Below are 25,521 nucleotides of genomic sequence, written 5' to 3' on the forward strand. Positions count from 1 at the left end.
CGGCAGAGCACTTGAACGAACGATAAACGGGGGAGAGAAGAACATGACGGACATGCGCGCCAATGGAAAGCGGGTGCTTGTCACCGCGGGCGCCTCGGGCATCGGTCTCGCCATCGCGAAGACCCTCGCCGAGGCCGGAGCGAAGGTCCATGTCTGCGACGTGGACGAGGCGGCACTTGGCCGGTTCCGCGAAGCCCTGCCGGACGCGGGGACCACGGTCGCCGACGTGTCGGACGAGGCTGCCGTGGACCGGCTGTTCGAGGACGTCCGGGCGACCCTGGGGGGCCTGGACATGCTGGTCAACAATGCCGGCATCGCCGGGCCGACCGGCGCCGTCGAGGACATCGACCCGGCCGAGTGGCGGCGCTGCATCGACATCGACCTGACCGGCCAGTTCCTGTGCGCCCGGCGCGCGGTGCCGATGCTGAAGGCGGTCGGAGCCGGCGCGATCGTCAACATGTCGTCGGTCGCGGGGCGCCTGGGCTATGCCTACCGCACGCCCTACGCGGCGGCCAAGTGGGGCGTGATCGGGCTGACCGAGAGCCTCGCGAAGGAGCTGGGACCGTTCGGCATCACGGTCAACGCGATCCTGCCCGGCATCGTCGCCGGCCCTCGGATCGAGAAGGTGATCGACGCCCGCGCCAAGCAGGTCGGCGTCGCTTACGAGGAGATGGAGGGCGAATACCTGCAAAAGGTCTCGCTCCGCCGTATGGTGACGGCCGACGACGTCGCGGCCATGGTGCTGTTCCTGGCTTCGCCCGCGGGACGCAACGTCTCCGGCCAGTCGCTCAGCGTCTGCGGCAACGTCGAAACCCTGTGAGGAAACGCTGATGAACAGAAAAGCATCCATCGTCGGCTCCGGCCTGATCGGACGATCCTGGGCCATCGCCTTCGCCCGCGCCGGCTGGAGCGTGGCGATGTGGGACCAGGCCGAGGGCGCCGCCGAGGCGAGCCGAAACATCCTGGTCGGCCTTCTGGAGGACCTGGGGCGCGAGGAACTGCTGGACGGCCAGCCGCCGGCCGACGTGGCGGCGCGCGTGAGCGTCGCGGCGACCCTGCCGGAGGCGCTGGACGGCACGGCCTGGGTCCAGGAGAACACGCCCGAGATCGTCGAGATCAAGCGCGAGGTCTGGTCCGGCCTGGACCCGCTGGTACCGCCCGACGCGGTGTGCGCCAGCTCCACGTCCGGCATCGTCCCGTCCGCCTTCACCGAACATCTGGGCGGGCGGGGCCGCTGCCTGGTCGCGCACCCGATCAACCCGCCCTACCTGATCCCCGCCGTCGAGCTGGTACCGGCCCCCTGGACCACGCCCGAGACCATGAAGCGCGCCGAGGAGATCATGCGCGCGATCGGGCAGTCGCCCATCGTGATGTCGCGGGAACTGGACGGGTTCGTCATGAACCGCCTCCAGGGCGCCCTGCTCGAGGAGGCGTTCCGGCTGGTCGCCGACGGCTACTGCACGGTCGAGGACGTCGATGTCGGGCTGCGCGAGGGACTGGCGCTGCGCTGGTCCTTCATCGGGCCGTTCGAGACGATCGACCTCAACGCGCCGGGCGGCGTCCGCGACTATGTCTCGCGCTACGGCGGGTTGTACGAACAGCTGTACAAGTCGATGCAGCGCAGGGCCGACTGGACCGGCGAGGTGCTGGACAAGGTCGAACGCCAGCGCCGCGAGCGCACCCCGGCGGACAAGCTGGCCGACCGCCAGCGCTGGCGCGACCGGCGCCTGATGGCGCTGAGCCGGCACAAGCGCAACGCCGCCACCGACATCGGAAACTGAGAGGAAACGACCACAATGGCACAAGCCCGCAAGGTCATCATCACCTGCGCCGTCACCGGCGCGATCCATACCCCGTCCATGTCGCCCCACCTGCCGGTCACCCCGGAGGAGATCGCCGACGCGGCGATCGGCGCGGCGGAAGCCGGTGCGGCGATCGTCCACCTGCACGCCCGCAACCCGGAGACCGGCAAGCCGGACCAGAGCCCGGAGGCGTTCCAGCCCTTCCTGAAGGTGATCAAGCAGCGGACCGACTGCGTGATCAACCTGACCACCGGCGGCGCCCCCTACATGACGGTGGAGGAGCGGGTCCGCCCGGCGGCGACGCTCCAGCCGGAGGTGGCGTCGCTCAACATGGGCTCGATGAATTTCGGCCTGTACCCGATGCTGGACCGCTTCAAGGAGTTCAAGTTCGAGTGGGAGCGGCAGCACCTGGAGAACAGCCGCGACCTGGTGTTCAAGAACACCTTCAGCGACATCGAGTACGTGCTGCGGACCTGCACCGAGAACGGCACCCGGTTCGAGTTCGAGTGCTACGACGTCTCGCACCTCTATAACCTCGCCCATTTCCGCGACCGCGGGCTGGTCAAGGGGCCGCTGTTCGTCCAGACCGTGTTCGGCCTGCTGGGCGGCATCGGGCCTCACCCCGAGGACGTGCTCCACATGAAGCGTACGGCGGACCGGCTGTTCGGCAATGAGTACCGCTGGTCGGTGCTGGGCGCCGGGCGCAACCAGATGCCGATCGCCGCCATGGCCGCCGCCATGGGCGCCAATGTCCGGGTCGGGCTGGAGGACAGCCTGTGGGACGGTCCGGGCAAGCTGGCCGAGAGCAACGCCGCCCAGGTCCGCCGCGTGCGCGGCATCCTGGAGGGGCTGGGGCTTGAGGTCGCGACCGCCGCCGAGGCGCGCGAGATCCTGGCGCTCAAGGGCGGCGACCAGGTCGGTTTCTGAGCATCCGGCCCGCAGGAAGATCCCGCGGCAAGATCCCGCAGGAAAATCCCAAAGAAAATAAGGAGAAATCCATGAGGATCGAAGTGGTGGCCGACGTCAAGACGACGCTCGGCGAGGGACCGTTGTGGGACGTGGAGGAACAGCGGCTCTACTGGATCGACAGCATGGACGGGCGCGTCTTCCGCTGCACCGGGGACGGGCGGGAAGTCCGCTGCTGGGACGTGCCGCAGAAGATCGGTTCCATGTGCCTGCGTCGGGGCGGCGGGGCGGTGGTCTCGCTCCAGCGCGGGTTCCATTTCCTGGACTTCAAGACCGGCGAGGTCGAGCTGATCCATGATCCGGAGCCCGACCGTCCGCAGAACCGGCTGAACGACGGCAAGGTGGACCGCCAGGGCCGTTTCGTCGCGGGGTCGATGGACACCATGGAGGAAGGACCGAACGCCAACCTCTATCGTCTCGACCCGGACCTGAAGGTCCACAAGCTGGACACCGGCATCATCGTCAGCAACGGGCCGTGCTGGAGCCCGGACGGCCGCACCTTCTACTTCACCGACACCTGGTCGGAGGAGATCCGGGCCTACGACTACGACACCGAGACCGGGGCCGTGTCCAACCGGCGCAGCTTCACCTCGTTCAAGGGCCGCGACGGCGGGCCGGACGGCGCCACGGTCGATGCCGAGGGATATGTCTGGTCGGCGCTGGTCTATGGCGGCAAGCTGCTGCGCTTCGCCCCCGACGGCTCGCTGGACCGCGAGATCGACATGCCGGTCAAGAAGGTGACCAGCGTGATGTTCGGGGGGCCGGACCTGGACATCCTGTACGTCACGTCCATGTCCAAGCCGCCGCTCCCGCGCTTCCCCCACGACCCGCAGCTCCGCGGCGCGCTGTTCGCGATCCACGACCTCGGCATCCGCGGCCTGCCCGAGGCGCGGTTCGCGGGCTGAGCGGGGGGCGGTGCCTTCCGGCGGGCGGAACGCGACGGCGCACCCGTCCCGCCCACCGGCGGGCGCCGCCGTCGTTACGTCCGCTCGGGAGGACGCCCGCAGGATCCGCGGATGACCAGCTCGGTCGGCAGCATCATCTGCCGTCCGGGACCGCTGTGCCGGCCGTTGATCCGGTCCAGCAGCAATTCCGCCGAGGCCTTGCCCCAGGCGGGGATGTCCCACCGGATCGCCGTCGTGGGAGGCGACGTCAGCAAGGCCAGGTCGGAGTCGCACCCAGCGATGATCGAGAGATCCTCAGGGATCCGCAACCCCCGGATCGTCACCGCCTTGAGGACGCCGACCAGCAGGGACATGCCGCCGGCGATGATGGCGGTCGGGCGCTCCGGACCGTCCAGCATGAAGGAGACGTCGCGGAAGCAGTGTTCGGCGACGAAGCTGTCGGTCCGGACCATCCGCTCGTCGAGCGGGATGCCATGGGCCGCCAACCCTTCCCGGTAGCCCGCAAGCCGCTCGCGCGCGGGACGCATGAACGGCTTGCCGGTCAGCAGGGCGATCCGGCGGTGCCCGAAGGAGGCGAGATGATCGACCGCCGCGCGGATGCCCCGCCGATGGTCGATGACGACGGTATCGGCCAAGCCCCCAACGTCGCGGTCGATCAGCACCACCGGCGCATTGACCCGGGCGATCGCCTCTTCCAGTTCCGGCACGGCCTCGGCGCTTTTGGTCAGCAGCAGGCCGTCGATGCGGCGCTTGGCGAAGGTCCTCAGGAGTTCCGCCTCGTAATGGGGATCGTCGCCGGTGTTGGTCAGGATCAGGGTATAGCCGGCGTCCCGGATGATCCGCTCGGCCGACCAGACGAAGGATGCGAACTCGGGAATGGAAATGTCGCGGATCGCGCAGGCGATCGTCCGCGACGAGCGGGTCCGCATCGCCTGCGCGGCCGGGTTGGGTTCGTATCCGAGCCGCTTTATCGCGCTGCGGACCCGCTCGCGGAGATCCTCGCTGACCGACCTGTGTCCGTGCATCACCCGGGAGACGGTGGCGATGCCGACGCCCGCCTCCCGCGCGATCTGCTTGATCGTGACGGCGCTGGCGATGTCAGGGACGGTCTCGTCAGGATCGGCCCGACCGGGGCCGGGAGGTAAGGTGCGGATCAATCTGGGCGCCACGTTCATGAGGTTTTCCGGCACGGAGTTTTCCGGAGGTCAGGTCGTCGGGGAAGTGTAAAGCAAACCGTCCGGCCAACGACCGCCTCCATGATTCCTATCCCAGCAGCAGGTTCGGCAGCCATAGGGAAAGCTGCGGGAAGGCCATTATGACGATCAGCAGGACCAGCAGCAGGATCGCGAAAGGCGTGATCCCGCGGATGACCTCCGCAAGGGGAGCCTTCGTTATCGAGGACAGGATGAAGAGATTGAGGCCGACGGGAGGCGTCAGGAGCGCAAGTTCCATGTTGATCACGATGATCATGCCGAAATGGATCGGATCGATACCGAACGTGTCCAGCATGGGCAGCAGGACGGGCAAGGCGATCAGCAGGACCGAGAACACTTCCAGGAACATGCCGAGCAGGAACAGCAGCAGGTTCACCAGCACCAGGAAGTGCCAGGGCTGAAGGTCCCACTCCATCATCCGCGCGGCCACGGCGGCAGCCATGCCGCTTTCCGTCACATAGTGCCCGAAGGCCAGGGCCATCACGATGATGATCATGATCGCGGCGGAATTGCGGGCGGCCTGGGCCAGCAGCGGCAGGACGTCGGACGGACCGATGCTCCGGTAGAAGCCCATGCTGATGGCGATCGCCGCCACGGCGGACAGCGCCGCCGCCTCGGTGACCGTCGTGAAGCCGCCGTAGATGCCCCCCAGCACGATCGCCGGCATCGCGAACGCCGGGAGGGCCCGCAGGTTCTTGCGCCGGAAGTCGCCCGCCGGGATTCGCTCGACCTTTGGGTAGCCCCTGCGATGGCTGTAGTAGAGCACCCAGGCGCCGATCAGCGCCGCCTGGAGGATGCCCGGCACGATGCCGGCCAGGAAAAGTCGGGGCACCGACTCATCCGCCAGGACGCCGTAGACCACCATGGCGAGGCTGGGAGGGATCAGGATCCCCAGCGTGCCCGAGGCGCCGACGACCCCCGCCGCGAAATGCCGGTCGTAGTTGAGCATCATCATGCTCGGGACCAGGATCGTGCCCATCGCCATGGCCGTGGCGACGCTGGATCCGCACATCGCCGCGAAGATCGAGCAGGCTAGCACGCAGACGATGCCCAGCCCTCCCCTGACCCTGCCGACCCATGTCGAGGTCGCCTCGATCAAGGCCGAGGCGATGCCGCCCCGCTCCATGAACACGGCGGCGGCCACGAAGAACGGGACCGCCAGCAGCGTCTGGGAATTGAGTTCATCGACGATCTTCTGGGCGACGCTGACCATAGGCGTGCCGGTCATCGCCAGCAGGAAGAAGGCGGTCACGCCCAGCACCAAGTAGATCGGGAAGCCCAGCACGAGCATTCCGCCGAACATCGCGATGCCGCCCATCAGGAAACCTCCCCGTCGGTCGCAGCGGACCGGCCGGCGAGCAGGCTCGCCAGGACGATCAGGTGCCGGACGGCCATCGAGAGGGCCGCCAGCGGCAGCGCCGCATAATAGATCCAGAGTGGAAACCGCAGGTTCGTCGGCGACAGGTCGCCGAAATCCCAGGCTTCGTAAGTAACCTGCCCGGCGTACCAGGCGAGCAGCAGGCAGAAGCCTATCCCGATCACCTGCCCGGCGATTTCGGAAAGCCGCTGGGCCTTCGGGGACATCAGGGAGGTCACGAGGTCCGCCTTGACATGCTCGCGCCGGGCGGTGACGCCGCCGCAGGCCAGCAGGACCGCCCACATGACCATGTAGACCGTCACCTCGTCGGTGATCCGGGGCGCATGCACGGGCGAGACATATCGCAGGACGATGGTGACGACGACGAGCAGCAGCGACGCGCCCAGCACCGTCCCGACCAGCAGGCTTTCCAGCCGGTCGGCCCATCCGAGCAGTCGGGCCGCGAAGCGGGATTCCCGGGGAAAGGGGCGCCGGACGGCCGAAGGGTCGTCGGCACCCGCGGCCGGCGGGGCGTCATAGCGCGCCCTGTCCCGGCCGATCACCTCATTTGACGATGCCAAGGCGGTCGATCTCCTGCATTGCCAAGTCTACGAGGTCGACGTCGATGTTCATCTCCTTGACGATCCGATCCTGCGTCTCGAGCAGCCGCGCGCGTTGCTCACGCAGCGCCTTCTCTTCGGCGGTCACGACCTCGACCCCGTTGGCGATCACCAGTTCGCGCGCGTGGGCCTGCGCCTCGGCCGCCATCGCGCGGGCCTGCGGGATGGTTTCGGCCCAGGACTCGGTCATCGCGGTTTTGAGGTCGCCGTCAAGCCCGTTCCAGAACCTCTGGGAAACCAGCGGCACGTACTGGCCGAACCACTGATTGTCCTCGAAGGCGTAGCGGACGCCGGACTCCCAGAGCTTCGCGCTGGCGACGCTCTCGTGGGTGGACGAGATCGCGTCGACCACGCCGGAAGAGAGGGCAAGCGGGACGTCCGGCCAGGGAATCAGGTTGGGCGTGCCGCCCAGGCCGCTGACCCGCTCGGCGTTGGACGTGCCGCCGGAAATGCGGATCTTCAGGCCGCGGAGATCCTCATGGGACCGGAGCGGCCTGGAAACGCTGTAGAAATGCGAAAAGCCGAGATTCATCCAGGGACCCAGCACCTTGACCCGCATCCGCTCCTCGGTGCGCTCGTTGATCCGCTTGCCGAGCTCGCCGTCCATCAGCGTCAGCGTGGCCTCCTCGTCGATACCGTAGAAGGCGGGAAGCGACGTCATCGCCATGGCCGGCACCAAGCCGTCGAGGACCCAGGTGCCGGGAACGGCCATCTCGACGCTGCCCTGTCGGAGCGCCCGCCCGACGTCGCGATCCCGGTACAGCTGGGCGCTGGGATAGACCTCGATCTCCATCCGGTCGCCGACGCGGCGCTTCAGCGCCTCGACGAACAGCTCCACGCCCTTGTTGCGGACATGGCTCGGGTTGGTGTCGAGGGAGATGCGCAGCTTCTCCGCCGCCTCGGCGGAGCCGAACGCCACCAGGACGGCGACGGCCGCGGACAGCGTCCCGAAAAGTCCTTTTCTGAATGGAATCATCATTTCCTCCCTTGCTTGACTGACTGTTCTTGGACTGGATCGTCGGTCCGGGCCTTTCCGGCCTCTTCTCGAGGACGCGTCTGCGCCCTGATGTTTGTCGCGGGCGCGTCAGCGCCCGACGGTGACGGCGAGCCCGCACAGCGAAGGTGCGCGGTCGAGATCCATCAGGCTGTCGAACAGCCGGTCGGCCGCCCCGCCCCCGCCCAGGCGGTCGCCCACGCAGTCGATGAACTTCGCCCGCAGCTCGTCATCGCTGAGCCGGTTGCCCCAGCTGCCCTTGGCCAGCGCCACGGGATCGTGCCGGATCGTGCCTCCGGAACGCAGGACGACCGCGACCTCGTCGGCCGGGGCGAACGGCATGTCGGCCATGCGCTCGGCCGTGGTCGTCACGGTGACCTTGGTCATGGCTTCGACCACGTCGGCGCGCCCGACGAACTCGTCGGTGAGCTGCCGCAGGCCGACCTGCCCCGCCACGAGCGCCGAAGCCATGGCGAACTCCATGCTGAACTTCGCCTCCAGCCCGGTCTTGGGCGACCTGTTGCGGAGCATCAGCCGCTGGGTCTCGCCGATGCGGACCTCTATCCCGGCGACGTCGTTCGGCGTCAACCCGTGGTCGCGCACAAGGTCGAGCATCGCGTCGATGCTGCGATGGGTGGCATAGCATATCGGGTACTGCTTGACGTTGACGCCAAGCCCAGCCAACCGCCACCGCCCGCCGAGCGGGTCGCCGGCGAAATCGAGCCGGGGTTCGCCGGAGGGGGAATGGGCGCGCAGCAGGCCCACCGGATGCTCGATCGCGTCGAGCGACCCCGTGTACCCGGCGGCGGCGAGCCGCGCGGCCATCACGCCGCCCTGCGCAGCCCGGCCGGCATGGAGCGACTTGGTCATGGTCCCGAAATTGGCGACCAGTCCCGATGCCAGGGAGGCCGCGATGGCTACCGCATGGGCCGACTGCACGGCGTCCAGCCGGTTCAGCCGCGCGCAGGCCGCGGCCGCGGCCAGCGTGCCCCACAGCGCCGTGGGATGGAAACCCCGCTCGTGCATGGCGCCGGGCTCCAGTTCGACCAGCCGCGCCCAGACCTCATAGCCGATCGCATAGGCCTCGACCGCCGTGGCGCCGTCGGCGCCCAACGCCATGCCTTCGGCCAGGATAGCGGGGGTCAGCGCGGCGCTGGTATGGCCGTCCAGCGCCACGTCGTCATAGTCCAGGACATGGGCCGCCACGCCGTTGACCAGGACGGCGTCGAGCGGTGCCAGCGGGCGGCCGGAGGGGATCTCGGGCACGCCGCCGTCCGCCGCCGGGCTGACCAGCCCGGCCGCCAGGCGGACCGCCGGTTCGTCGGCTCCGGCGATCATGACGGCGACGCAGTCCGTCATGCCGACGCGGGCGGCCTCCCGGCACTCGGGCGGAATGCCGCCGCCGTCGCAGGAGGAGATGAAGGTTCCGATGTCGCGGGTCAGGGAAGCCATGGATCAGTTCCTCGTAGCAGGACGGAGGTCAGTAGGACCGGGGCAGGCCCAGGACATGCTGCCCGACATAGGCCAGGATCAGGTTGGTGGAGATGGGCGCCACCTGGTAAAGCCGGGTCTCCCGCCATTTCCGCTCGATGTCGTATTCGCGGGCGAAACCGAAACCGCCATGGGTCTGCAACGCCACCTCCGCCGTGTGCCAGGCGGCCTCGGACGCGAGCATCTTGGCGATGTTCGCCTCCGAGCCGCAGGGCGCGCCGGCCTCGAACAGGGCGGCGGCGCGCCGGGCCATCATGTCGGCGGCCTCGATCTCGGCATAGCAGCGGGCGAGCGGGAACTGGATTCCCTGGTTGCGCCCGATCGGACCGCCGAACACCTCGCGCGTCCTCGCATAGTCGACCGCCTTGTCCAGCAGCCAGCGTCCGTCGCCCAGGGCTTCGGTCGCGACCAGGATCCGCTCGGCGTTCATGCCGTCGAGGATATAGCGGAAGCCCTTGCCCTCCTCGCCGATCAGGTTCTCCGCCGGGACCTTCAGTCCGTCGATGAAGACTTCGGTGGTGTTGTGGTTGATCAGGGCGTCGATCGGCCGGATTTCCATGCCGTTGCCGACGGCGTCCCGCAGGTCGACCAGGAAGACCGACAGCCCGTCCGTCTTCTTCGCGACCTTGTCCAGCGGCGTGGTCCGCGCCAGCAGCAGCATCAGGTCGGAATGGAGCGCCCGCGACGTCCAGACCTTCTGCCCGTTGACGACGTAGTGGTCGCCCTGGCGCTCGGCGCGGGTCTTCAGCTTCGTGGTATCCGAACCGGACGTGGGCTCGGTCACGCCGAACGCCTGGAGCCGGAGAGAGCCGTCGGCGATGCCGGGCAGGTAGCGGCGCTTCTGCTCCGGGCTGCCGTGGCGAAGCAGCGTGCCCATGATGTACATCTGGGCATGCGCCGGGCTGGCGGTGCAGCCGCTGGCGTTGATCGTTTCGAGGATCACCGCGGCGGCGCGGATCGGCAGGCCCGACCCGCCATACTCCTCCGGGATCAGCGCCGCCAGGAAGCCCGCCCTGGTCAGCTCGTCCACGAACTCGGTCGGATAACCGGACGCGTCGTCGAGCTTGCGCCAGTACTCACCGGGAAAGCGCTGGCAGACCCGGCGAACCGAATCCCGCAGTTCCGGATAATCCTCGCCGAGTTCCATCGAAATGGTGCCGGGGGTGGTCGTCAGTCCGTCCATGTCGTTTCCTCCTCAGGCCGCCAGTGCGGCCGGCCGGTAATGCTTGGGCAAGCCGGCCTGCGCGACCATCCCGTGGAATTTCTCGTCGGGCAGCCAGGTCTCGACCTTCCGGCGCAGGGCGATCAGCGCGTCGATGTCGATGCCGGTGTCGAAGCCCATGGATTCCAGCAGGAAGGCGCAATCCTCGCTGTCAATGTTGCCGGTGGCGCCCGGCGCGAACGGGCAGCCGCCCAGGCCGCCGAGAGAGGCGTCGAACCGGCGCACGCCCGCCTCGACGGCGGCCGTGACGTTGGCGAGGCCCAGGCCGCGGGTATCGTGGAAATGGGCCGCGACCGGCACGTCGCCGCAGCGTTCGACCACCCGGCCGAGCAGCCGCCGCACCTGCGCCGGGTTGCCGTAGCCGACGGTGTCGGCGACGACGATCTCGTCCGCCCCGGCTTCCAGCAGCCGGTCCACGATCTCCACTACCCGGCCCTCGTCGACGGCACCCTCCATGGTGCATCCGAAGGCCGTGGCGACGCCGCCGCACAGGACGACGTCGCCCAGGCCGCGGGCGGCGCGCGCATCCACGATGCGGTGGAAATCCGCGATCGATTCCCCGGTGGAACGGCGGACGTTGGCGAGGTTGTGCGTCTCGCTGGCGGACAGGACGTAGTTTAGCTTGTGGATACCCAGGTCGAATCCGCGCTCAGCCCCCTTCAGGTTCGGCACCAAGGCCGACTGGCGGAAACCGCCGATCCGGCCGGTCCGCTCCGCCACGTCCAGGGCGTCGGCGAACTGCGGCACGATCTTGGCAGGCACGAAGGAGGTCACCTCGATCTCGCCGACGCCGGCCGCCGCCTCTTCCCGGCACCATTCGACCTTGAGGTCTGCCGGCAGGATGCGCTTGACCATCTGGAGGCCGTCGCGCAGCCCCACTTCGCGCAGATATGCTTTGTCCCGCATGGGATCTCCTCCCTTCCAGCGCCCATGGAGGGCGCAATCTCAGCGGCCCTTGAAGTCCGGGCGCCGTTTCTCGTTGAAAGCCAGCACGCCTTCGCGCCGGTCCTCGGTGGGGACCATCCTGTTGTAGGCCTCGATCTCGTAGGCCAGGCCGTCCCACAGCGACATCTGCATGCCGCGATGGATCGCCTGCTTGGCCTGTCGGACGGAAATCGGCGCATTGGCCGCGATACGCCCGGCGGTCGACAGGGCCTCCGGAACGAGGTCCCCGGCCGGCAGGACCCGGTTGACCAGGCCCCACTCGAAAGCATCCCGGGCCGTGAAAGGCGCGCCGGTCAGGATGACTTCCTTGGCGCGCCGTTCGCCCATGGCGCGCGGCAGGTTCTGGGTGCCGCCGGCACCTGGCATGATGCCCAGCGTGACCTCGGTCAGCGCGAAGCGGGCATGCTCGGCCGCGTAGACGAAATCGCAGGCTGCCGCGATCTCGCAGCCGCCGCCGTAGGCCGCCCCGTTGACCGCAGCGATGACGGGGACCGGGCAGCCGATCAGCGCCCGGACCATCCGCTCGTAGATGGCATGCTGATGCTGCCATTCCTCGTCGGTCATGCCCCGGCGCTCCTTGAGGTCGCCGCCGGCGCAGAACGCCTTCTCGCCCCGTCCCGTCACGACCATGCAGCGGATGCCGTGCTGGTCGATCGCGAACTCCTCCATCAACTCCATCAGGTCCAGGCCCATCCGGGTATTCATGGCATTGGAGGCCTCGGGCCGGTCGAGCGTGACGACCAGGATGTGCCCGTCCTTCCGTTCGACCTTCAGGGTCTCGTACTCACTGCGCATCGACCGTCTCCCCGGAGAGCGTGGCGCGGGTGTCCCGGCCCAGGCCCGGGGCCTCGCCGTCGGCGCGCGGGCGCGTGCCGTCGAGGGTGACCGGCAGGCCCGCGAGCTCCAGCCCGGCCGTTTCCTTGAACATGCCCAACCCCCGGGTCTGGGGATGCGCCATCACCTGGTCGACCGTCTGGATCGGCGCGCAGGGGACGCCCGCGGCGTCCAGCGCGGCCGCCAGCGCGTCGAGCGGCATTTCCGCCATGTGCCGTTCCAGTTCCGGCACGAGCCGACCGCGGTTGACGACCCGCAGCGCGTTGGTCGCGAAATCGGGATCGTCGGCCAGGTCGCGGCGGTCGATGGCGAGGCACAGTTTCCGGAACAGCCCGTCGTTTCCGGCCGCCACCATCAGCCAGCCGTCCCGCGTGCTGAACGCCTGGTAGGGCACGATCTCGGCCAGCCCCGACCCGTGCGGCCGGCGAACCTCGCCGGACGCGGCGTAGCCCGCGAGATGGACGGTCATCCAGGCCAGCCCGGTCTCGTAGAGCGACGTCGCCACGTGGGCGCCGCCCCGCCGGTCGGCGCGGGCCAGCAGCGCCGCCAGGATGCCGATCACCGACCACATCCCGGATCCCATGTCGACCATCGAGACGCCGACCCGCACGGGCGGCCTGCCGCCCTCGCCGGTGACGCTCATGATGCCGGAAAACGCTTGGACCAGCGGGTCGTAGCCGGGCTTGGACGACATCGGTCCTTCCGCGCCGAAAGCGCCGATATCGCTGTAGACGAGGTCCGATTTCTCGGCGCGCAGCGATGCCGCATCCAGGCCATGTTTCGCCAGCAGGCCGGGCCGGAGGTTCTGGATCACCACGTCCGCCTCGTCCAGGATCAGCTTGCGCAGGCTTGCGACCTGGTCCGGTTTGGAAAGATCCACCGTGATGCCTTCTTTTCCACGGTTCAAGCTGTGGAAAACGCTGGCGGTTCCTTCCCAGAAGGGTGGCCCCCAGCCGCGCGCATAGTCTCCGCCCGATGGATTCTCGACCTTGATCACCCTGGCTCCCAGATCCGCCAGGATCAGTCCGGCGTAGGGTGCCGCGACGCTGTGCCCGATCTCGACGACGACGACGCCGCCGAGCGGTGTTGTGCCTGACATCGTTCCTCCCGTTTCTTGTGATGGAAACGGTAATGTGCGAAGCTGGACCGAGTCAAGAAAACGTTTCCACAAACTTCATCGGGAGAGACGCATGCCGGGACTCATCTGCTGGGAAAACGAACTGGCGCCGCTGGCCCTGCGCCATGCCGGCCGCACGGCGGTCACCGACCGTTTGGGCGACGTCACTTTCGACGAACTTTTCACCCGGGCGGCCGGGGTGGCCGGGCGACTGATGGATGCCGGCGTGTCGCCCGGCGAACCCGTCGCGACCTTCCTGCCCAATGGAAGGAGCGCGGTCTGGGCCAGCTACGGCACGGTCCTGACGGGAGCGGCGGAAACACCGCTGAACACCCTGCTGTCCCGCGGGGAAATCGCCCATTGCCTGCGGACGGCCGGTATCCGGCGGGTGGTCACCGACGCCGCGGGAGCGGCCCTGCTGGACGGCTTGGCGCCGGAGATCCACCGGGTGGAGGAGATCGGGGCGGCGAAGCTCGGCGGCACCGGCCTTCCCGCGGTGCCTGACGGGACCTGGGGCAAGATCGTGTTCACCTCCGGGACGACGGGAGCCCCCAAGGGCATCGTGCATACCCATGGCGGCCGATGGACCGCCAACGTGCTGTTGCGGGCGACGCTCCAGATCGCGCCCGGGCCGGGATCGAAGGTGCTGCTGATGACGCCGTTTTCCCACGGGTCGTCCCTTCTGAGCGCCGCCTTCCTGGACGGCGGGGCGGCGGTCTTCCTGCTGGACGGCGTCGATACCGCCGTCGTGCTGCCGATCCTCGACGCGGCCTGGGTCGACCAGGTCTTCGCGCCGCCGACGGTGCTGGCGAAGATCCTGGCGGCATCGGGCAGCCGCACCTTTCCCCGCATCCGCACCGTCTTCACCGGCACGGCGCCGTTGGCGCCGGAACTCTATGCGAAGGCGCGCCGGGCGTTCGGCCCCGTCGTCCGGCTGACCTACGGCAAGTCGGAAGTCTTCAACCCGATAGCCGTCCTGACGCCGGAGGAGACCGACGCCTGGTATTCCGGCCCCGAACCGAAGCAGGGCGCCTGCGTCGGCTGGCCCGCGAGCGGCGTCGAGATCCGCATCGAGCCGACCGTCCAAGGCGAGGGCAAGGGCGAGGAAGCCGGCCGAGTGCTTCTGCGCACCCGTCATATGCTGGCGGGACATGTCACGGAACAGGGGTTCACGCCGCTCGCCGCCGGCGAGTTCCACGAGACCGGTGACATCGGCAGGATCGACGCGCTGGGCCGCCTGCATCTGTGTGGACGCGAAGGCGACCTGATCAAGACCGGCGGCTACAGGGTGTCGCCGGACGAGGTGGAAAGCTATCTCCGGCCCGCGCTCCCCCAGGGCGAACTGCTGGTGGTCGGCCTGCCCTCCGCCTATTGGGGCGAGGTGATCACCGTGGCCGCCGCCGGTGCGCCGCCCGGCTGGCAGGAGATGCTGGCGCCGGCCCTGGAACGGATGACCCCCTACAAGCGTCCCCGGCTGTTCGTAACCTTGCCGGAGTTGCCGCGCAACGGCATGGGCAAGATCGTCCGCTCCCGGGCTCGCACGACCATCGCGGAGGAGTACGTGATGACCGACGGCCCGAAGGTGTCGCTCGCGCGCCGCGAGCCCCCGCGGCCGGGGTGATCCTTACGCCCCGTCGTCGTGCGGGGACGGGGGCGGGGGCGGGTCGCCCCGCGGCAACGGGTGCAGTCCCGCCGTTCCGATCGTTTCCAAGGATCATGGCAAGGACAGCTGATCGCGGGGAAATCGGCTGCAGCCCTCGGCAAGAGCGAACACCCGAGTGCCCGTGACGCGCGCGGAGTGGAGCGAGACTCCGACCTTGAAGATGTCTTGCATAGGCCGATGATGTTACCGCTTCTGCAGATGTCTCAGGTGCACACCATCAGTTGATTTCGTGGCTACCGCCGGCTGATTGAGACAATGCTCCCCATGGCTGCGGCTTTCGAAAAGAGACGTTCCTCTCAAAAGCCCGAAGCCTCGTTTCTGGTCAGGGCATTGATGCGAACCTCAATTTCGGCGACAGCATCGGCGGGACTGAGAAATGCGGTATCCACCACCAACCGAGGCTCGGTCCACGGGACGTAATTTCGCGCTTTTATCGTTGGCCATGTGGGAAGCTTGAACCCATGAATGTCCGGCACCCTGGCTTCCACCCGGCGCCGGTGTTCGACCTCGTCGCTGCAAATCACCTCGACATCAAGAACGAGGCTTCCGGCGTCATCCGCCACAGAGTGCCACCCCTGCCGGCTTTCCGGAACCGGATTCACGCTGTCCGCGATGACTAGATTGCCGACCTTCAGGTTTGACGATGCAATCGCGAAGGCGACGAGGTAGCCCGCAGGGCCGAGATCGCAGCTCAAGTTCGCACTGTAAGCAAGGGCATGTTCGATTTCATCGACGCGGATGTAGGTACCGGATTGCTTGGCGGCCAGTGCCTTGCCGATGGTCGTTTTTCCCGTTCCTGGTAGACCGCTGAGCACAACAAGCATGTTACCTCACGAAGATGATCTCCGTATCCGGTTATAGGGCCGGGCGCTTGGGTCGCAAATGGCTTACAGTAGTCTGAACCGGATCAGCGGCAGAGGGATTTCAAGCCGAGACACTGCCGGCCTTCGCGAGACGGCGAGCCTCGTCCTCGGTCCAATCGCGAGGTCGCCCTCGGGTAATCCGATGATTGGGTACCGGGGGATGAGCCGCAGCCAAGCCGAGCGCGACCGGGGAAATGGCTTGGTCCGGCGAAGAACGAACGAGAGCGGATCAAGGCATTGGAGCGTGAGATCCGGCATTGGCATGCTAAGCAGGGAGTGGTCTCACCCAATACATAGGAAATTTGCATGATTGGCGTCCCCAAGGGGATTCGAACCCCTGTTGCCGCCGTGAGAGGGCGGTGTCCTAGGCCTCTAGACGATGGGGACATCGCTGGGCGAGAGGCCGGCTGTATAGCCAACGTGCCGACCTCCCGCAAGGGCTATTTCATCGGGCGTTCAAGTTTTCTGGTTTTCAAGCTTCCGTCCTTCAAGCATTCCCTGGTCAAGCTTTCGCCAGCGCCCGCGCGTCGGCGATCATGCGGTCCACGTCCTCGGCCGAGGTGTTCCAGGCGGTCACCAACCGCACCACCGGGCCGTCCCAGCGGTAGAAACCGTAGCCCCGCTCCAGCAGGCCGGCGGTGACCGGCTCGGGCAGGCTGATGAAGATCTCGTTGGCTTCCACCGGGTCGCGCAGGTCGGCGCCGGGGAGTGCCGCCAGCCCGGCGGCGAGGCGGTCGGCCATGGCGTTGGCGTGGGTCGCGAGGCGCAGCCACAGGCCGCCTTCCAGATAGGCGTCGAGCTGGGCCGACAGGAAGCGCATCTTGCTGAACAGGTGGCCGGCGCGCTTGCGGCGGAAGGCGAAGCTCTGGGCCAGCTCCGGCTTGAAGAAGACCACCGCCTCTGCGGCCAGGGCGCCGTTCTTGGTGGCGCCGAACGTCAGCACGTCCACGCCGGCCCGCCACGTCACGTCGGCGGGGGAGCAGCCCAGGCGCGCGACGGCGTTGGCGAAGCGGGCGCCGTCCATGTGGACCGGCAGGCCGTGGGACCGGGCCACCTCCGACAGGGCCGCGACCTCGGCGGGGGTATAGACCGTGCCGGACTCGGTCGCCTGGGTCAGCGTCACCGCCGCCGGCTGGACATGGTGGACGACGCCGGCGCCCGCCTTTTCCAGGGTGGCGCGCAGGGTCGCGGGCTCGATCTTGCCGCCGGCGCCGGGCAATCCCACCAGCTTGGCGCCGGCGGTGAACATCTCCGGGGCGCCGCATTCGTCGGTGTTGACGTGGGCCATTTCATGGCAGTAGACCGCGCCGTAGGGCGGCGCCAATGCTGCCAGGGCGAGCGCGTTGGCGGCCGATCCGGTCGCCACGGGGAAGGCTGCCACCTCGTGGTCGAACAAGGCGGACAGCTTCTCCGAAACGCAGGCGGTCAGCGGGTCCTCGCCATAGGACGGCGTCGGGCCGCTTGAGGCGGCGACGAGGGCTTCGAGGATTTCCGGCGCGGCGCCGGTCACGTTGTCACTGGTGAAGTTCACGGGACTTTGATCCGGTGTTGCGGGCAAGATCGGTTATATGCTGGAATGATACAGTATAACGGGGTGTGATGGGCATCATTGGCGCGGGGCAGCCGCCCGGGCATCCTCGGGGCCTGTCGTGGTCTCCGGGCCGGTCGTGACGGTCGCGGTCACCGCGCCGTTCCTGGGGTCGAGCACGTAGAGGCGGTCGCCCTGCCCGTCGGGCAGGCGCACGCTGAAGACGACCCGGCTGCCGGACGGCACCAGCGTTTCGATGGTGGCGCCCTCGGGCAGCCCCAGGGCGGTTTCGGGGATTCCGCCCGGCGGCGGAGGTGGCGGAGCGCCCGGCTCCGCCCGGCGTTCGGGGTCGGTCATGCGGTTGTAGACCTCATAGCCGATGAAGACGAACCCCGCGGCGATGAAGAGGCCCATGATGACGAGGATGGCTTTGAGTGCCCGCACGATCGAGGTCCAGTCTGTTGAAGATGACGGCTGAAGAAGAGGACGACATCGAGGACCCGGACGGCGAAGCCGATCCGGGGGGCGAGCCGTTCAGTTTCACCGCGGCCGAGGCGGACCGGGGCGAACGGCTGGACAAGCTTCTGGCCTGCGGGCTCGACGGCCTGTCGCGCACCCGTATCCGCTCGCTGATCGACCAGGGTCGGGTTTCGAGTCTCGGGCGGACGATAGCCGACCCGTCATTGCGGGTCAAACCCGGCCAGGTCTTCGACGTGCTGGTGCCCGAGCCGGAACCGGCGCTCCCCGTCCCCCAGGAAATCCCGCTCATCGTAGCCTACGAGGACGACGATCTGCTGGTGATCGACAAGCCCGCCGGCATGGTGGTCCATCCGGCTGCGGGCAATGCGGACGGGACGCTGGTCAACGCCCTGCTGTGGCATTGCGGCGACCGCCTGTCCGGCATCGGCGGCGTCCGCCGGCCGGGCATCGTCCACCGGCTCGACAAGGAGACCAGCGGGCTGATGGTGGTGGCCAAGAACGACCTGGCCCATGCCGGGCTGGCCGCCCAGTTCGCCGACCGGTCGCTCAGCCGGACCTATCGGGCGGTCGTGGCCGGAGTCCCCTCCCCCACCCGGGGCGAGATCACCGGCGACATCGGGCGCAGCTCGTCGGACCGCAAGAAGATGGCGGTCGTCTCCGGCGGCAAGCCCGCGCTGACCCGCTATCGCGTGATCAAGGCGTTCGGAACCTGGGCGTCACTCGTGGAATGCTCCCTGGCGACCGGGCGTACGCATCAAATAAGAGTGCATATGACCCATGTTGGACATCCCTTGATCGGCGATCCGGTTTATGGTGTCCGTAAAAATAGCATCAGGAGCGCATCGAAGGGTATCGCGTCCGGCGCCGCGTCCGCCAAGGCCCGCGGAATTCCGGAACCGGCGCGGGACGCGGTTGTTGCACTGGGAAGACAGGCCCTGCACGCCGTGGCGCTGCGGTTCAACCACCCGCGCGACGCACGCCCGATGCAGTTCGAATCCGAATTACCTTTGGACATCCAAAGGTTAATAGCCAGCTTGGAATCGATTTAAAACTATACCTGAGCTGCGAAGTGGGGTATTATGGCTCGAAAGGCCGAGCCCCGGATGGGTCGGTCCCCGCGGCGGTCGGGGACCAAGGTTACTCAGGCACGAAAAACCACCGCCCGAAGAGAGGGGCTAGTAAATGTCGAACACTCCCAGCGTCCCGGTCATCAGTTCCGAAGGCAATCTGGCCCGCTACCTTCAGGAAATCCGCAAGTTCCCCATGCTCGAGCCGCAGCAGGAGTTCATGCTCGCCAAGTCCTGGCGCGAGCACGGCGACACCGAGGCCGCGCACAAGCTGGTGACCAGCCATCTGCGGCTGGTCGCGAAGATCGCCATGGGCTACCGGGGCTACGGCCTGCCGCTGTCGGAGCTGATCTCGGAAGGCAATGTCGGCATGATGCAGGCGGTCAAGCGGTTCGACCCGGACCGCGGCTTCCGGTTGGCGACCTACGCCATGTGGTGGATCCGCGCCGCCATCCAGGAATACATCCTGCACAGCTGGTCGCTGGTCAAGATGGGCACGACGGCCGCCCAGAAGAAGCTGTTCTTCAACCTGCGCAAGCTGAAGGGCCAGATGCAGGCGATCGACGAGGGCGACCTGTCGCCGGAGCATGTGACCCAGATCGCGACCAAGCTGGACGTGCCCGAACAGGACGTGGTCAACATGAACCGCCGCCTGGCCAGCCCGGACCATTCGCTGAACGCGCCGTTGCGCGCCGACAGCGAGGGCGAGTGGCAGGACTGGCTGGTCGACGAGAAGGACACCCAGGAGATCCACCTGGCCGAGCGGGAGGAGTTGACCAAGCGTCGCGCCCTGCTCAAGAGCGCCATGACCAACCTGAACGAGCGCGAGCGGCATATCCTGACCGAGCGGCGTCTCCGGGACGAGCCGACCACGCTGGAGGACCTGTCGCAGCACTACGGCATCAGCCGCGAGCGCGTGCGCCAGATCGAGGTCCGAGCGTTCGAGAAGCTCCAGAAGAACATCAAGAACGCGGCGATCGAGCAGCGGCTGGCCCAGTAAGGGATCGGCCGCCCTACTCCTCCGGAGTTTCCTCGACCACGCCGCTGACCTCCGGTCCCCATTCGGCGATCAGTTCCTGCTGCTCGCCGAGCCGCTTGGCGATCCGGTTTTCGGCGCGGAGCGTGATCCAGCCCGCTACCGCGGGCGGAATCCCGTAGTATAGCGCCCAGCCCATCCCCGCCGCCCCGTACATGACCAGCCACGAGAACGGGTCCGACATCACCTTGGACAGCGCCCCCATGGTGTGCCCGCCCTGCCAGAGGCTGATGACGAAGGCGACCACCCCGACGAAGTTCAGCGCCCCCACGGTCATGGGCGCCGTCTTGTCCGGGTCGCGGTCCACCACATAGGCGACCGCGGTCGGGATCATGCCGACCACCAGAAGGATCGCGCTCGGCAGGAAGATCAGTCCCGCCGGGAACAGGATCACCAGCGCGGTCACCATGCCGCTGGAATTGCCTTTGCGCCTCCTCCCGCCCCGGCTCATCGCAGCATCACCATGTAGACGGCGATGCCGACCAGGGCCACGGTGGCGAACACGCTGGATACCACCGCCGCCGCCTGCCGGCCGGAACTTTCGGCGATCTCCGTGCGGTTCGCAATCTCCCGCTTCAGCTTCTCGACCTCCCGGCCGGCGATCTGGAACTCACGCCGCGCCCGGGCGAACTCGATCTCGTCCTTGCGGATCGCCGCCGGGTCGTCGATCAGCTTCAGCAGGCCCAGCAGGTTCCCCTCCGCCGCCGACCGGGCCGCCTCGCCGCGCAGCTTGGCGCGGTGCGCACGGCTGTGGAAGCGGTCGATCGCCGGGCCGATCAGGTCGATCATCCAGCCGCACAGGTTCGGCAGGCTGGCCGGCCCATAGCGCTTCTGCACCTCCGCCAGCACGTTGACCATGGCCGAGATGCGGCGGAGCGTCTCGCCGCTGGGCGTCGTCAGCGCGATCAGCCGCTCGTCCAGCTTGCGGTAGCGCGCGATCAGGAAGGCCGCGATGTGGCGGTCGATCGGTTCCCGCGGGCGGCCGGGCTGGCCCGCGACCTCCTCCAGCGCGGTCAGCAGCTCGTTGGCGCTGGTCACCATGTGGTTGCGGACCATGGGGCTGAAGCAGGGCTGCATCGGGTTCAGCTCGTACAGCACCCGCTCGATGCCGTAGCCGGAACCGAGCCGTTCCAGCAGGGTCCGCAGCGCGTCGAAGGTCTGGCTCAGGGGCACGTACTCGGCCTTGAACTCGGTCTGCATGCTGACCCAGAACATCGGCAGCTGGGCCGAGATCGCCTCGCCCAGCGCCTGGTAGCCCTCGTTGCGGGCGAAGGCCTCCGCCATGGCGGTCCCGAAGCCGTCGATCATGACCGCCTTCTGCTTGTACCGGATGGGTGCGGGCGGATCGAGCGCGATGCAGACCCGGGCGACCAGCCGCTCCTCGAAGTTGCCGCCCTTGTTGGCGCCGGCCGAATCGACCGCGGTCGCCACCGCCTCGGCGCGGCCCTCGTCGCCCAGGCTGCGGCGCAGCCAGCGGTCCAGGTCGCCGTTCTCGATCACCGGGACCGCCGCGGCGGGGCTCCTGGCGAAGACCCGCGCCAATGCGCGGCAGTGCCAGTAGCTCGCCCCGGAAAACTCGAAGGGCCGCGCCGCCTTGCGCGGCACCTGGGGCTGCTTGGGGCTCAGCCGCCGGCCGCTCAGCCAGAGATCAAGGTCGTTCAGGGTCCAGCGCATCTTCGGATCGTCGGCCAGCAGCCCGCGCAGCGGCTCCATCAGGTTGAGCGACAGCCGCGCCGTGCCGACCAGAGCCGGATATGTCCCGCGGTCCAGCTTGGCCTGGAGCACCGCCTCGTCGTCCAGGTGACGCACCGGGTTGCGGCCCAGGAACAGCAGCAGGATGGACACCCCCAGCGCGTAGAGATCGTCGGCGGTGGTCCCGGCCCCCCGCCCCGACGGCTGCGCCATGCTTCGCTCGATCGTCAGGAACAGCGGCACCTGGCCGAAGGAGGTCACGGTCGAGACGCATTCGCCGAGCATCACGCCCGCCGTTCCCTGGTCGCGCAGGAAGATGTTGGTCGGACGGATGTCGCCGTGGACGATGCCCCGGCTGGACAGCTCGCGGAGCGCCGAGGCGAGCGGCTGGATCACCGCGCGGGTGATCTGCTCCTCCGTCATCTGCTCGCGGGTGTCGTTCAGGCTGTTCATCAGCCGGCGCCCGCCGGGATTCTCCAGGATGAAGACGATCCGCTTCAACCCGTCGAGCGGCCAGTCGACCACGCCCCACTCGACCATGCGCATCAGGGCGACATGCTCGACGCCGCGGATGCCGGACAGCAGGTCCATCCGGGCCGGCACCCCAGCCGTCGCGACGATCGCGAAGACTTCCATCCTGCGGTCGCGGAGCGCGCGCACGGCATAGGCCTTGCCGGCCGGCCCGTCCAGGGCGGGTAGCGGGTTCCCGGGCTGTATCTCGAATCGCCCGGCAAGCGAGACGGGTTCGACGTCGCGGCCGGCGAGGCCGGATCCAGGGGCGGTGGCTTGGGCGGCGGTCGCCATCAGGTCGCAGGAGTCCCGGCATGCAAACAGCTCTGGACCAGCTTGGCCCAACGACCGATAAGGAAGCGTTAAGGGCTTTCACCTGGAACCGATGCGACCTGGCCCGACCGGTCGGGTTACGCTGGCAACCAAATCCCATCCATGGCGTTTATTGTCACCATTTTATCCGAAGAACACGGCTACGGTGCCATATTGGCTCCTGCGGCGCTGAACCGACAGCCTGTACGAAACTCGACCGATGGGCCGCCGTCCCGAGAGGATGTCGGCCCCGAGACCGCGAAGACCGGCGCCGCGTGACGTGCGCGCCCAAGAACTGGAGGCACCAGAACCATGGTAAAGCGCACCGATGGGAGCTTTCCCGCCACTACCCTGCCGGGCCTGACGGCCGCAGGCTCCACCCGCCGCCAGTTCCTCGCCGGAGCGTCGTCGCTGGCGCTGGGGGCCGCCCTCGGGCTGGCCGGAACGGCGGCATGGACCCTCCCGGCATCCGCGCAGGGCACGCCCCGGCGCGGCGGCTCGCTCAAGATCGCGGTCCCGGCCGCCACCTCGATCGACCCGGTCCGGCTGAACAGCTCGGGCGGCATCGCGATCGTCCAGCAGGTCGCGGAATACCTCGTCTATGCCGAGCCCGACCTGACCCTGCGCCCGGTGCTGGCGACCTCGTGGGAGCCGAGCGAGGACGGCAAGGTCTGGACCTTCGCGCTGCGCCAGGGGGTCAAGTTCCACGACGGGCGCCCGCTGACCGCCGACGACGTGGTCGCCACCTTCCAGCGGCTGGTCGATCCGGCCAACGCGTCCCCGGCCGCCGGCGCCATGCCGTTCCTGAAGAAGGAGGGCGTCGCCAAGGTGGACGACCATACCGTCCGCTTCACGCTCGACCGGCCGATCGGGACGTTCCCCTATTTCACCCACACCTATAACTGCGTGATCCTGCCCGCCGACTACGCCGGCAATTTCGCCGAGAAACCGATCGGCACCGGGCCGTTCAAGCTGGTCTCCTACCGGCCCCAGGAAGGGGCGAAGTTCGAGCGCAACGCCGACTATTGGGATCAGCCCAAGCCCTATCTGGACAGGCTGGAGATCCAGACCTTCGAATCGCCGCAGCCCATGGTGCTGGCCCTCCAGTCCGGCGACGTCCAGGTGGTCCAGCAGCTCAGCTACATCGACGCCCAGGGCATCCGGAGCGACAACAACATCACCCTGATCCAGGCCGACGCCGCCGACCACCGGCAGCTCTGCATGCGCACCGACATGAAGCCGTTCGACGACAAGCGGGTCCGACAGGCCGTCGCCCTCTGCTTCGACCGCCCGGCCATGGTGCGGGGCCTGCTGGGCGGCTTGGCCGACGTGGCGAACGACCACCCCATCGCGCCCATATATCCCGAGCAGATCGAGCTGGCGCAGCGCCAGGCCAACGTCGCCCAGGCACGCCAGCTGCTGGCCGACGCCGGATATCCCCAGGGCTTCCCGATCGACCTCTACACCCACCAGTACCTGGAGCTGCCGCAGTTCGCGGCGCTGGCCCAGCAGATGCTGGCGCCCGCCGGGATCAAGGTCAATCTCAAGGTCGAGCCGACCAACCTCTATTACAACCATTGGACGGAGGTCAGCTTCGGCCTGACCGACTGGACCAGCCGACCGGTCGCGGCCCAGATCCTGGCGCAGTCGTTCCGCGGCTCCGCCGAATGGAACGCCGCCCACTGGAAGAACGAGGCGTTCGACGCCCTGCTCGCCCGGTTCGAGGCGGAACCGGACGTGGAGCGGCGCGGCAAGCTGGGCTCCGAGATGGCGGCGATCCTCAACGACGAGGTCCCGGCCGTCATCGCCTATTTCAACAAGAACCTGCGGGCGGCCCGCACCAACGTGAAAGGCCTGACCGGCAGCATGTCCAACTATCTCGACATGACCCGGACCTGGCTGGACGCCTGAGGGGGCGGGCATGCTGCGCTTCTTCGGGCGCCGCGTCCTGCTGGTCCTGGTGACGCTGGCGGTGGCGTCGGTCCTGATCTTCGCCATCACCAACGTGCTACCCGGCGATGTCGGCCGGATCATCCTGGGACCCTTCGCGCCCCAGGACGCGGTCGAGCGGCTGAACGCCGAGCTGGGGGCCGACCGGCCGGTGGCGGTCCGCTATGCCGAGTGGCTGGCCGGCGTGGTCCGGGGCGACTGGGGGCGGTCCTACGCCTTCGATACCGCCGTCTTCCCCCTGGTGGCGGAACGGCTCGGCCGATCCCTCCTGCTGGCTGGCAGCGGACTGGCCGTGCTGGTCCCGCTGGCGGTCGCGGCCGGCGTCGCCGCCGCGCGGCGGGAGGGCGGGCTGTTCGACCGCGTGCTGTCGGTGGTCGGGCTGGCGGTCGGGGCCCTGCCCGAATTCGTCACCGGCGTCTTCCTGATCCTGGTGTTCGGCATCTGGCTGGGATGGCTGCCGATCCAGGCGCTGCCGCCCGAGGGCACCGGACCGCTGACCGTGGCGGCCCATCTGGTGCTGCCGGTCGGTTGCCTGGTGCTGCTGCTGTTCGCCTATCTGTTCCGCATGACCCGGGCCAGCATGATCGAGGCGCTGGCGTCGGACTATACGAGGACCGCCGTGCTGAAGGGCCTGCCGCAGCGCACCGTGATCCGGCGCCACGTGCTGCGCAACGCGCTGCTGCCGACCATCACGGTGGTCGGCGCCCAGATCGGCTGGCTGGTCGGCGGGCTGGTGGTGGTCGAGACGCTGTTCAAGTATCCCGGCATCGGCAGCCTGATCCATTTCGCCGCGACCAACAAGGACATCCCCTTGCTGGTCGGCTGCTCGCTCGCCATCACCTTCGTGTTCGCCCTGGGCAACCTGGCGGCGGATCTTCTCTATGCCGCGTTGAATCCAAGGGTACGCCATGGCCGTAACGCTCACTGACCAACGGAGCCGGGACCAACGGAGC

23 protein-coding genes and 1 tRNA gene are annotated in these 25,521 nt (G+C 68.2%); 9 read left to right on the plus strand and 15 right to left on the minus strand.

Annotation, left to right across the window (positions count from 1 at the left end):
* Positions 1-43 precede the first annotated feature (43 nt).
* From JL100_RS19015 to JL100_RS19030, 4 genes are all read left to right on the plus strand, one after another.
* On the plus strand, positions 44-820 hold the full coding sequence (locus JL100_RS19015) for an SDR family oxidoreductase (protein WP_228420790.1): 777 nt from the start codon (positions 44-46) through the stop codon (positions 818-820).
* Positions 821-830: 10 nt separating this feature from the next.
* Positions 831-1,781 carry a 3-hydroxyacyl-CoA dehydrogenase gene (locus JL100_RS19020; protein ID WP_202679188.1) on the plus strand — a complete coding sequence of 317 codons (951 nt, stop codon included), beginning with the start codon at positions 831-833 and terminating at the stop codon, positions 1,779-1,781.
* Between the two features lie 15 nt (positions 1,782-1,796).
* Positions 1,797-2,729 carry a BKACE family enzyme gene (locus JL100_RS19025; RefSeq protein ID WP_202679189.1) on the plus strand — a complete coding sequence of 311 codons (933 nt, stop codon included), beginning with the start codon at positions 1,797-1,799 and terminating at the stop codon, positions 2,727-2,729.
* Positions 2,730-2,800: 71 nt separating this feature from the next.
* Positions 2,801-3,673: an SMP-30/gluconolactonase/LRE family protein gene (locus JL100_RS19030; protein ID WP_202679190.1), complete on the plus strand. Its 873-nt coding sequence runs from the start codon at positions 2,801-2,803 to the stop codon at positions 3,671-3,673.
* A gap of 74 nt (positions 3,674-3,747) precedes the next feature.
* Here JL100_RS19030 and JL100_RS19035 read toward each other — a convergent pair whose 3' ends face one another.
* From JL100_RS19035 to JL100_RS19075, 9 genes are all read right to left on the minus strand, one after another.
* Positions 3,748-4,863, minus strand: a complete 1,116-nt coding sequence (locus JL100_RS19035; RefSeq protein WP_202679191.1) for a LacI family DNA-binding transcriptional regulator — start codon at positions 4,861-4,863, stop codon at positions 3,748-3,750.
* Positions 4,864-4,936: 73 nt separating this feature from the next.
* Entirely contained in the window at positions 4,937-6,205 is a 1,269-nt protein-coding gene (locus JL100_RS19040; RefSeq protein ID WP_202679192.1) for a TRAP transporter large permease, read from the minus strand.
* Complete coding sequence (locus JL100_RS19045; RefSeq protein ID WP_202679193.1) at positions 6,205-6,825, minus strand: TRAP transporter small permease; 621 nt, start codon at positions 6,823-6,825, stop codon at positions 6,205-6,207. Before JL100_RS19045 ends, JL100_RS19040 begins: the two co-directional genes overlap by 1 nt.
* Positions 6,809-7,840: a TRAP transporter substrate-binding protein DctP gene (gene dctP, locus JL100_RS19050; protein ID WP_228420791.1), complete on the minus strand. Its 1,032-nt coding sequence runs from the start codon at positions 7,838-7,840 to the stop codon at positions 6,809-6,811. The genes JL100_RS19045 and dctP overlap by 17 nt, the downstream gene beginning before the upstream one ends.
* Positions 7,841-7,948: 108 nt before the next feature.
* Positions 7,949-9,310: an MmgE/PrpD family protein gene (locus tag JL100_RS19055; protein ID WP_202679195.1), complete on the minus strand. Its 1,362-nt coding sequence runs from the start codon at positions 9,308-9,310 to the stop codon at positions 7,949-7,951.
* Positions 9,311-9,338: 28 nt separating this feature from the next.
* Complete coding sequence (locus tag JL100_RS19060) at positions 9,339-10,532, minus strand: acyl-CoA dehydrogenase family protein (protein ID WP_202679196.1); 1,194 nt, start codon at positions 10,530-10,532, stop codon at positions 9,339-9,341.
* A gap of 12 nt (positions 10,533-10,544) precedes the next feature.
* Positions 10,545-11,477 carry a hydroxymethylglutaryl-CoA lyase gene (locus tag JL100_RS19065; protein ID WP_202679197.1) on the minus strand — a complete coding sequence of 311 codons (933 nt, stop codon included), beginning with the start codon at positions 11,475-11,477 and terminating at the stop codon, positions 10,545-10,547.
* Positions 11,478-11,516: 39 nt separating this feature from the next.
* Entirely contained in the window at positions 11,517-12,311 is a 795-nt protein-coding gene (locus tag JL100_RS19070) for an enoyl-CoA hydratase-related protein (protein WP_202679198.1), read from the minus strand.
* Positions 12,301-13,449 (minus strand): CaiB/BaiF CoA transferase family protein, encoded by a 1,149-nt coding sequence (locus JL100_RS19075; protein WP_202679199.1) that lies wholly within the window; start codon positions 13,447-13,449, stop codon positions 12,301-12,303. Before JL100_RS19075 ends, JL100_RS19070 begins: the two co-directional genes overlap by 11 nt.
* A 91-nt stretch (positions 13,450-13,540) precedes the next feature.
* On the opposite strand from JL100_RS19075, the gene JL100_RS19080 reads away from it, so the two are divergent.
* Entirely contained in the window at positions 13,541-15,088 is a 1,548-nt protein-coding gene (locus JL100_RS19080) for a class I adenylate-forming enzyme family protein (protein WP_202679200.1), read from the plus strand.
* A 338-nt stretch (positions 15,089-15,426) separates the two neighbouring features.
* On the opposite strand, the gene JL100_RS19085 is transcribed toward JL100_RS19080, so the two are convergent.
* The 4 genes from JL100_RS19085 to JL100_RS19100 all read right to left on the minus strand — a co-directional run bounded on the left by JL100_RS19085 (position 15,427) and on the right by JL100_RS19100 (position 17,965).
* A complete protein-coding gene (locus JL100_RS19085; protein WP_202679201.1) occupies positions 15,427-15,954 on the minus strand; it encodes an AAA family ATPase in 528 nt (175 codons plus the stop codon).
* Between the two features lie 350 nt (positions 15,955-16,304).
* Positions 16,305-16,380: transfer RNA gene (locus JL100_RS19090), tRNA-Glu, on the minus strand.
* A 115-nt stretch (positions 16,381-16,495) separates the two neighbouring features.
* Positions 16,496-17,524: a threonine aldolase family protein gene (locus tag JL100_RS19095; protein WP_202679202.1), complete on the minus strand. Its 1,029-nt coding sequence runs from the start codon at positions 17,522-17,524 to the stop codon at positions 16,496-16,498.
* Positions 17,525-17,599: 75 nt separating this feature from the next.
* Entirely contained in the window at positions 17,600-17,965 is a 366-nt protein-coding gene (locus JL100_RS19100) for a hypothetical protein (protein WP_202679203.1), read from the minus strand.
* Positions 17,966-17,988: 23 nt separating this feature from the next.
* Between JL100_RS19100 and JL100_RS19105 the strand changes: the two genes are divergently transcribed.
* Together JL100_RS19105 and rpoH are read left to right on the plus strand one after the other, a co-directional pair.
* Positions 17,989-19,050, plus strand: coding sequence for an RluA family pseudouridine synthase (locus JL100_RS19105; RefSeq protein WP_202679204.1), 1,062 nt, complete (start codon positions 17,989-17,991; stop codon positions 19,048-19,050).
* 133 nt (positions 19,051-19,183) lie between these two features.
* Positions 19,184-20,068: an RNA polymerase sigma factor RpoH gene (gene rpoH / locus JL100_RS19110; protein ID WP_201078906.1), complete on the plus strand. Its 885-nt coding sequence runs from the start codon at positions 19,184-19,186 to the stop codon at positions 20,066-20,068.
* Between the two features lie 13 nt (positions 20,069-20,081).
* On the opposite strand, the gene JL100_RS19115 is transcribed toward rpoH, so the two are convergent.
* Together JL100_RS19115 and JL100_RS19120 are read right to left on the minus strand one after the other, a co-directional pair.
* Positions 20,082-20,555, minus strand: a complete 474-nt coding sequence (locus tag JL100_RS19115) for a hypothetical protein (protein ID WP_202679205.1) — start codon at positions 20,553-20,555, stop codon at positions 20,082-20,084.
* Positions 20,552-22,600, minus strand: a complete 2,049-nt coding sequence (locus JL100_RS19120) for a protein kinase domain-containing protein (RefSeq protein ID WP_202679206.1) — start codon at positions 22,598-22,600, stop codon at positions 20,552-20,554. The genes JL100_RS19115 and JL100_RS19120 overlap by 4 nt, the downstream gene beginning before the upstream one ends.
* Before the next feature lie 330 nt (positions 22,601-22,930).
* On the opposite strand from JL100_RS19120, the gene JL100_RS19125 reads away from it, so the two are divergent.
* Positions 22,931-24,529 carry an ABC transporter substrate-binding protein gene (locus JL100_RS19125; protein ID WP_202679207.1) on the plus strand — a complete coding sequence of 533 codons (1,599 nt, stop codon included), beginning with the start codon at positions 22,931-22,933 and terminating at the stop codon, positions 24,527-24,529.
* A 10-nt stretch (positions 24,530-24,539) separates the two neighbouring features.
* Positions 24,540-25,496, plus strand: coding sequence for an ABC transporter permease (locus tag JL100_RS19130; protein ID WP_202679208.1), 957 nt, complete (start codon positions 24,540-24,542; stop codon positions 25,494-25,496).
* Positions 25,497-25,521: the final 25 nt, after the last annotated feature.

The organism is Skermanella mucosa, from assembly GCF_016765655.2.
GTDB lineage: Bacteria > Pseudomonadota > Alphaproteobacteria > Azospirillales > Azospirillaceae > Skermanella > Skermanella mucosa.

What these genes read in the sequence shown, in the direction of transcription:
- JL100_RS19065 (WP_202679197.1), bottom strand. Translation starts at nt 11,477, where the DNA reads ATGCGGGACAAAGCATATCTGCGCGAAGTGGGGCTGCGCGACGGCCTC.
- JL100_RS19040 (WP_202679192.1), bottom strand. Translation starts at nt 6,205, where the DNA reads ATGGGCGGCATCGCGATGTTCGGCGGAATGCTCGTGCTGGGCTTCCCG.
- JL100_RS19085 (WP_202679201.1), bottom strand. Translation starts at nt 15,954, where the DNA reads ATGCTTGTTGTGCTCAGCGGTCTACCAGGAACGGGAAAAACGACCATC.
- JL100_RS19060 (WP_202679196.1), bottom strand. Translation starts at nt 10,532, where the DNA reads ATGGACGGACTGACGACCACCCCCGGCACCATTTCGATGGAACTCGGC.
- JL100_RS19025 (WP_202679189.1), top strand. Translation starts at nt 1,797, where the DNA reads ATGGCACAAGCCCGCAAGGTCATCATCACCTGCGCCGTCACCGGCGCG.
- JL100_RS19130 (WP_202679208.1), top strand. Translation starts at nt 24,540, where the DNA reads ATGCTGCGCTTCTTCGGGCGCCGCGTCCTGCTGGTCCTGGTGACGCTG.
- JL100_RS19075 (WP_202679199.1), bottom strand. Translation starts at nt 13,449, where the DNA reads ATGTCAGGCACAACACCGCTCGGCGGCGTCGTCGTCGTCGAGATCGGG.
- JL100_RS19115 (WP_202679205.1), bottom strand. Translation starts at nt 20,555, where the DNA reads ATGAGCCGGGGCGGGAGGAGGCGCAAAGGCAATTCCAGCGGCATGGTG.
- JL100_RS19070 (WP_202679198.1), bottom strand. Translation starts at nt 12,311, where the DNA reads ATGCGCAGTGAGTACGAGACCCTGAAGGTCGAACGGAAGGACGGGCAC.
- JL100_RS19120 (WP_202679206.1), bottom strand. Translation starts at nt 22,600, where the DNA reads ATGGCGACCGCCGCCCAAGCCACCGCCCCTGGATCCGGCCTCGCCGGC.
- rpoH (WP_201078906.1), top strand. Translation starts at nt 19,184, where the DNA reads ATGTCGAACACTCCCAGCGTCCCGGTCATCAGTTCCGAAGGCAATCTG.
- JL100_RS19125 (WP_202679207.1), top strand. Translation starts at nt 22,931, where the DNA reads ATGGTAAAGCGCACCGATGGGAGCTTTCCCGCCACTACCCTGCCGGGC.
- JL100_RS19020 (WP_202679188.1), top strand. Translation starts at nt 831, where the DNA reads ATGAACAGAAAAGCATCCATCGTCGGCTCCGGCCTGATCGGACGATCC.
- JL100_RS19030 (WP_202679190.1), top strand. Translation starts at nt 2,801, where the DNA reads ATGAGGATCGAAGTGGTGGCCGACGTCAAGACGACGCTCGGCGAGGGA.
- JL100_RS19015 (WP_228420790.1), top strand. Translation starts at nt 44, where the DNA reads ATGACGGACATGCGCGCCAATGGAAAGCGGGTGCTTGTCACCGCGGGC.
- JL100_RS19055 (WP_202679195.1), bottom strand. Translation starts at nt 9,310, where the DNA reads ATGGCTTCCCTGACCCGCGACATCGGAACCTTCATCTCCTCCTGCGAC.
- JL100_RS19080 (WP_202679200.1), top strand. Translation starts at nt 13,541, where the DNA reads ATGCCGGGACTCATCTGCTGGGAAAACGAACTGGCGCCGCTGGCCCTG.
- dctP (WP_228420791.1), bottom strand. Translation starts at nt 7,840, where the DNA reads ATGATTCCATTCAGAAAAGGACTTTTCGGGACGCTGTCCGCGGCCGTC.
- JL100_RS19105 (WP_202679204.1), top strand. Translation starts at nt 17,989, where the DNA reads ATGACGGCTGAAGAAGAGGACGACATCGAGGACCCGGACGGCGAAGCC.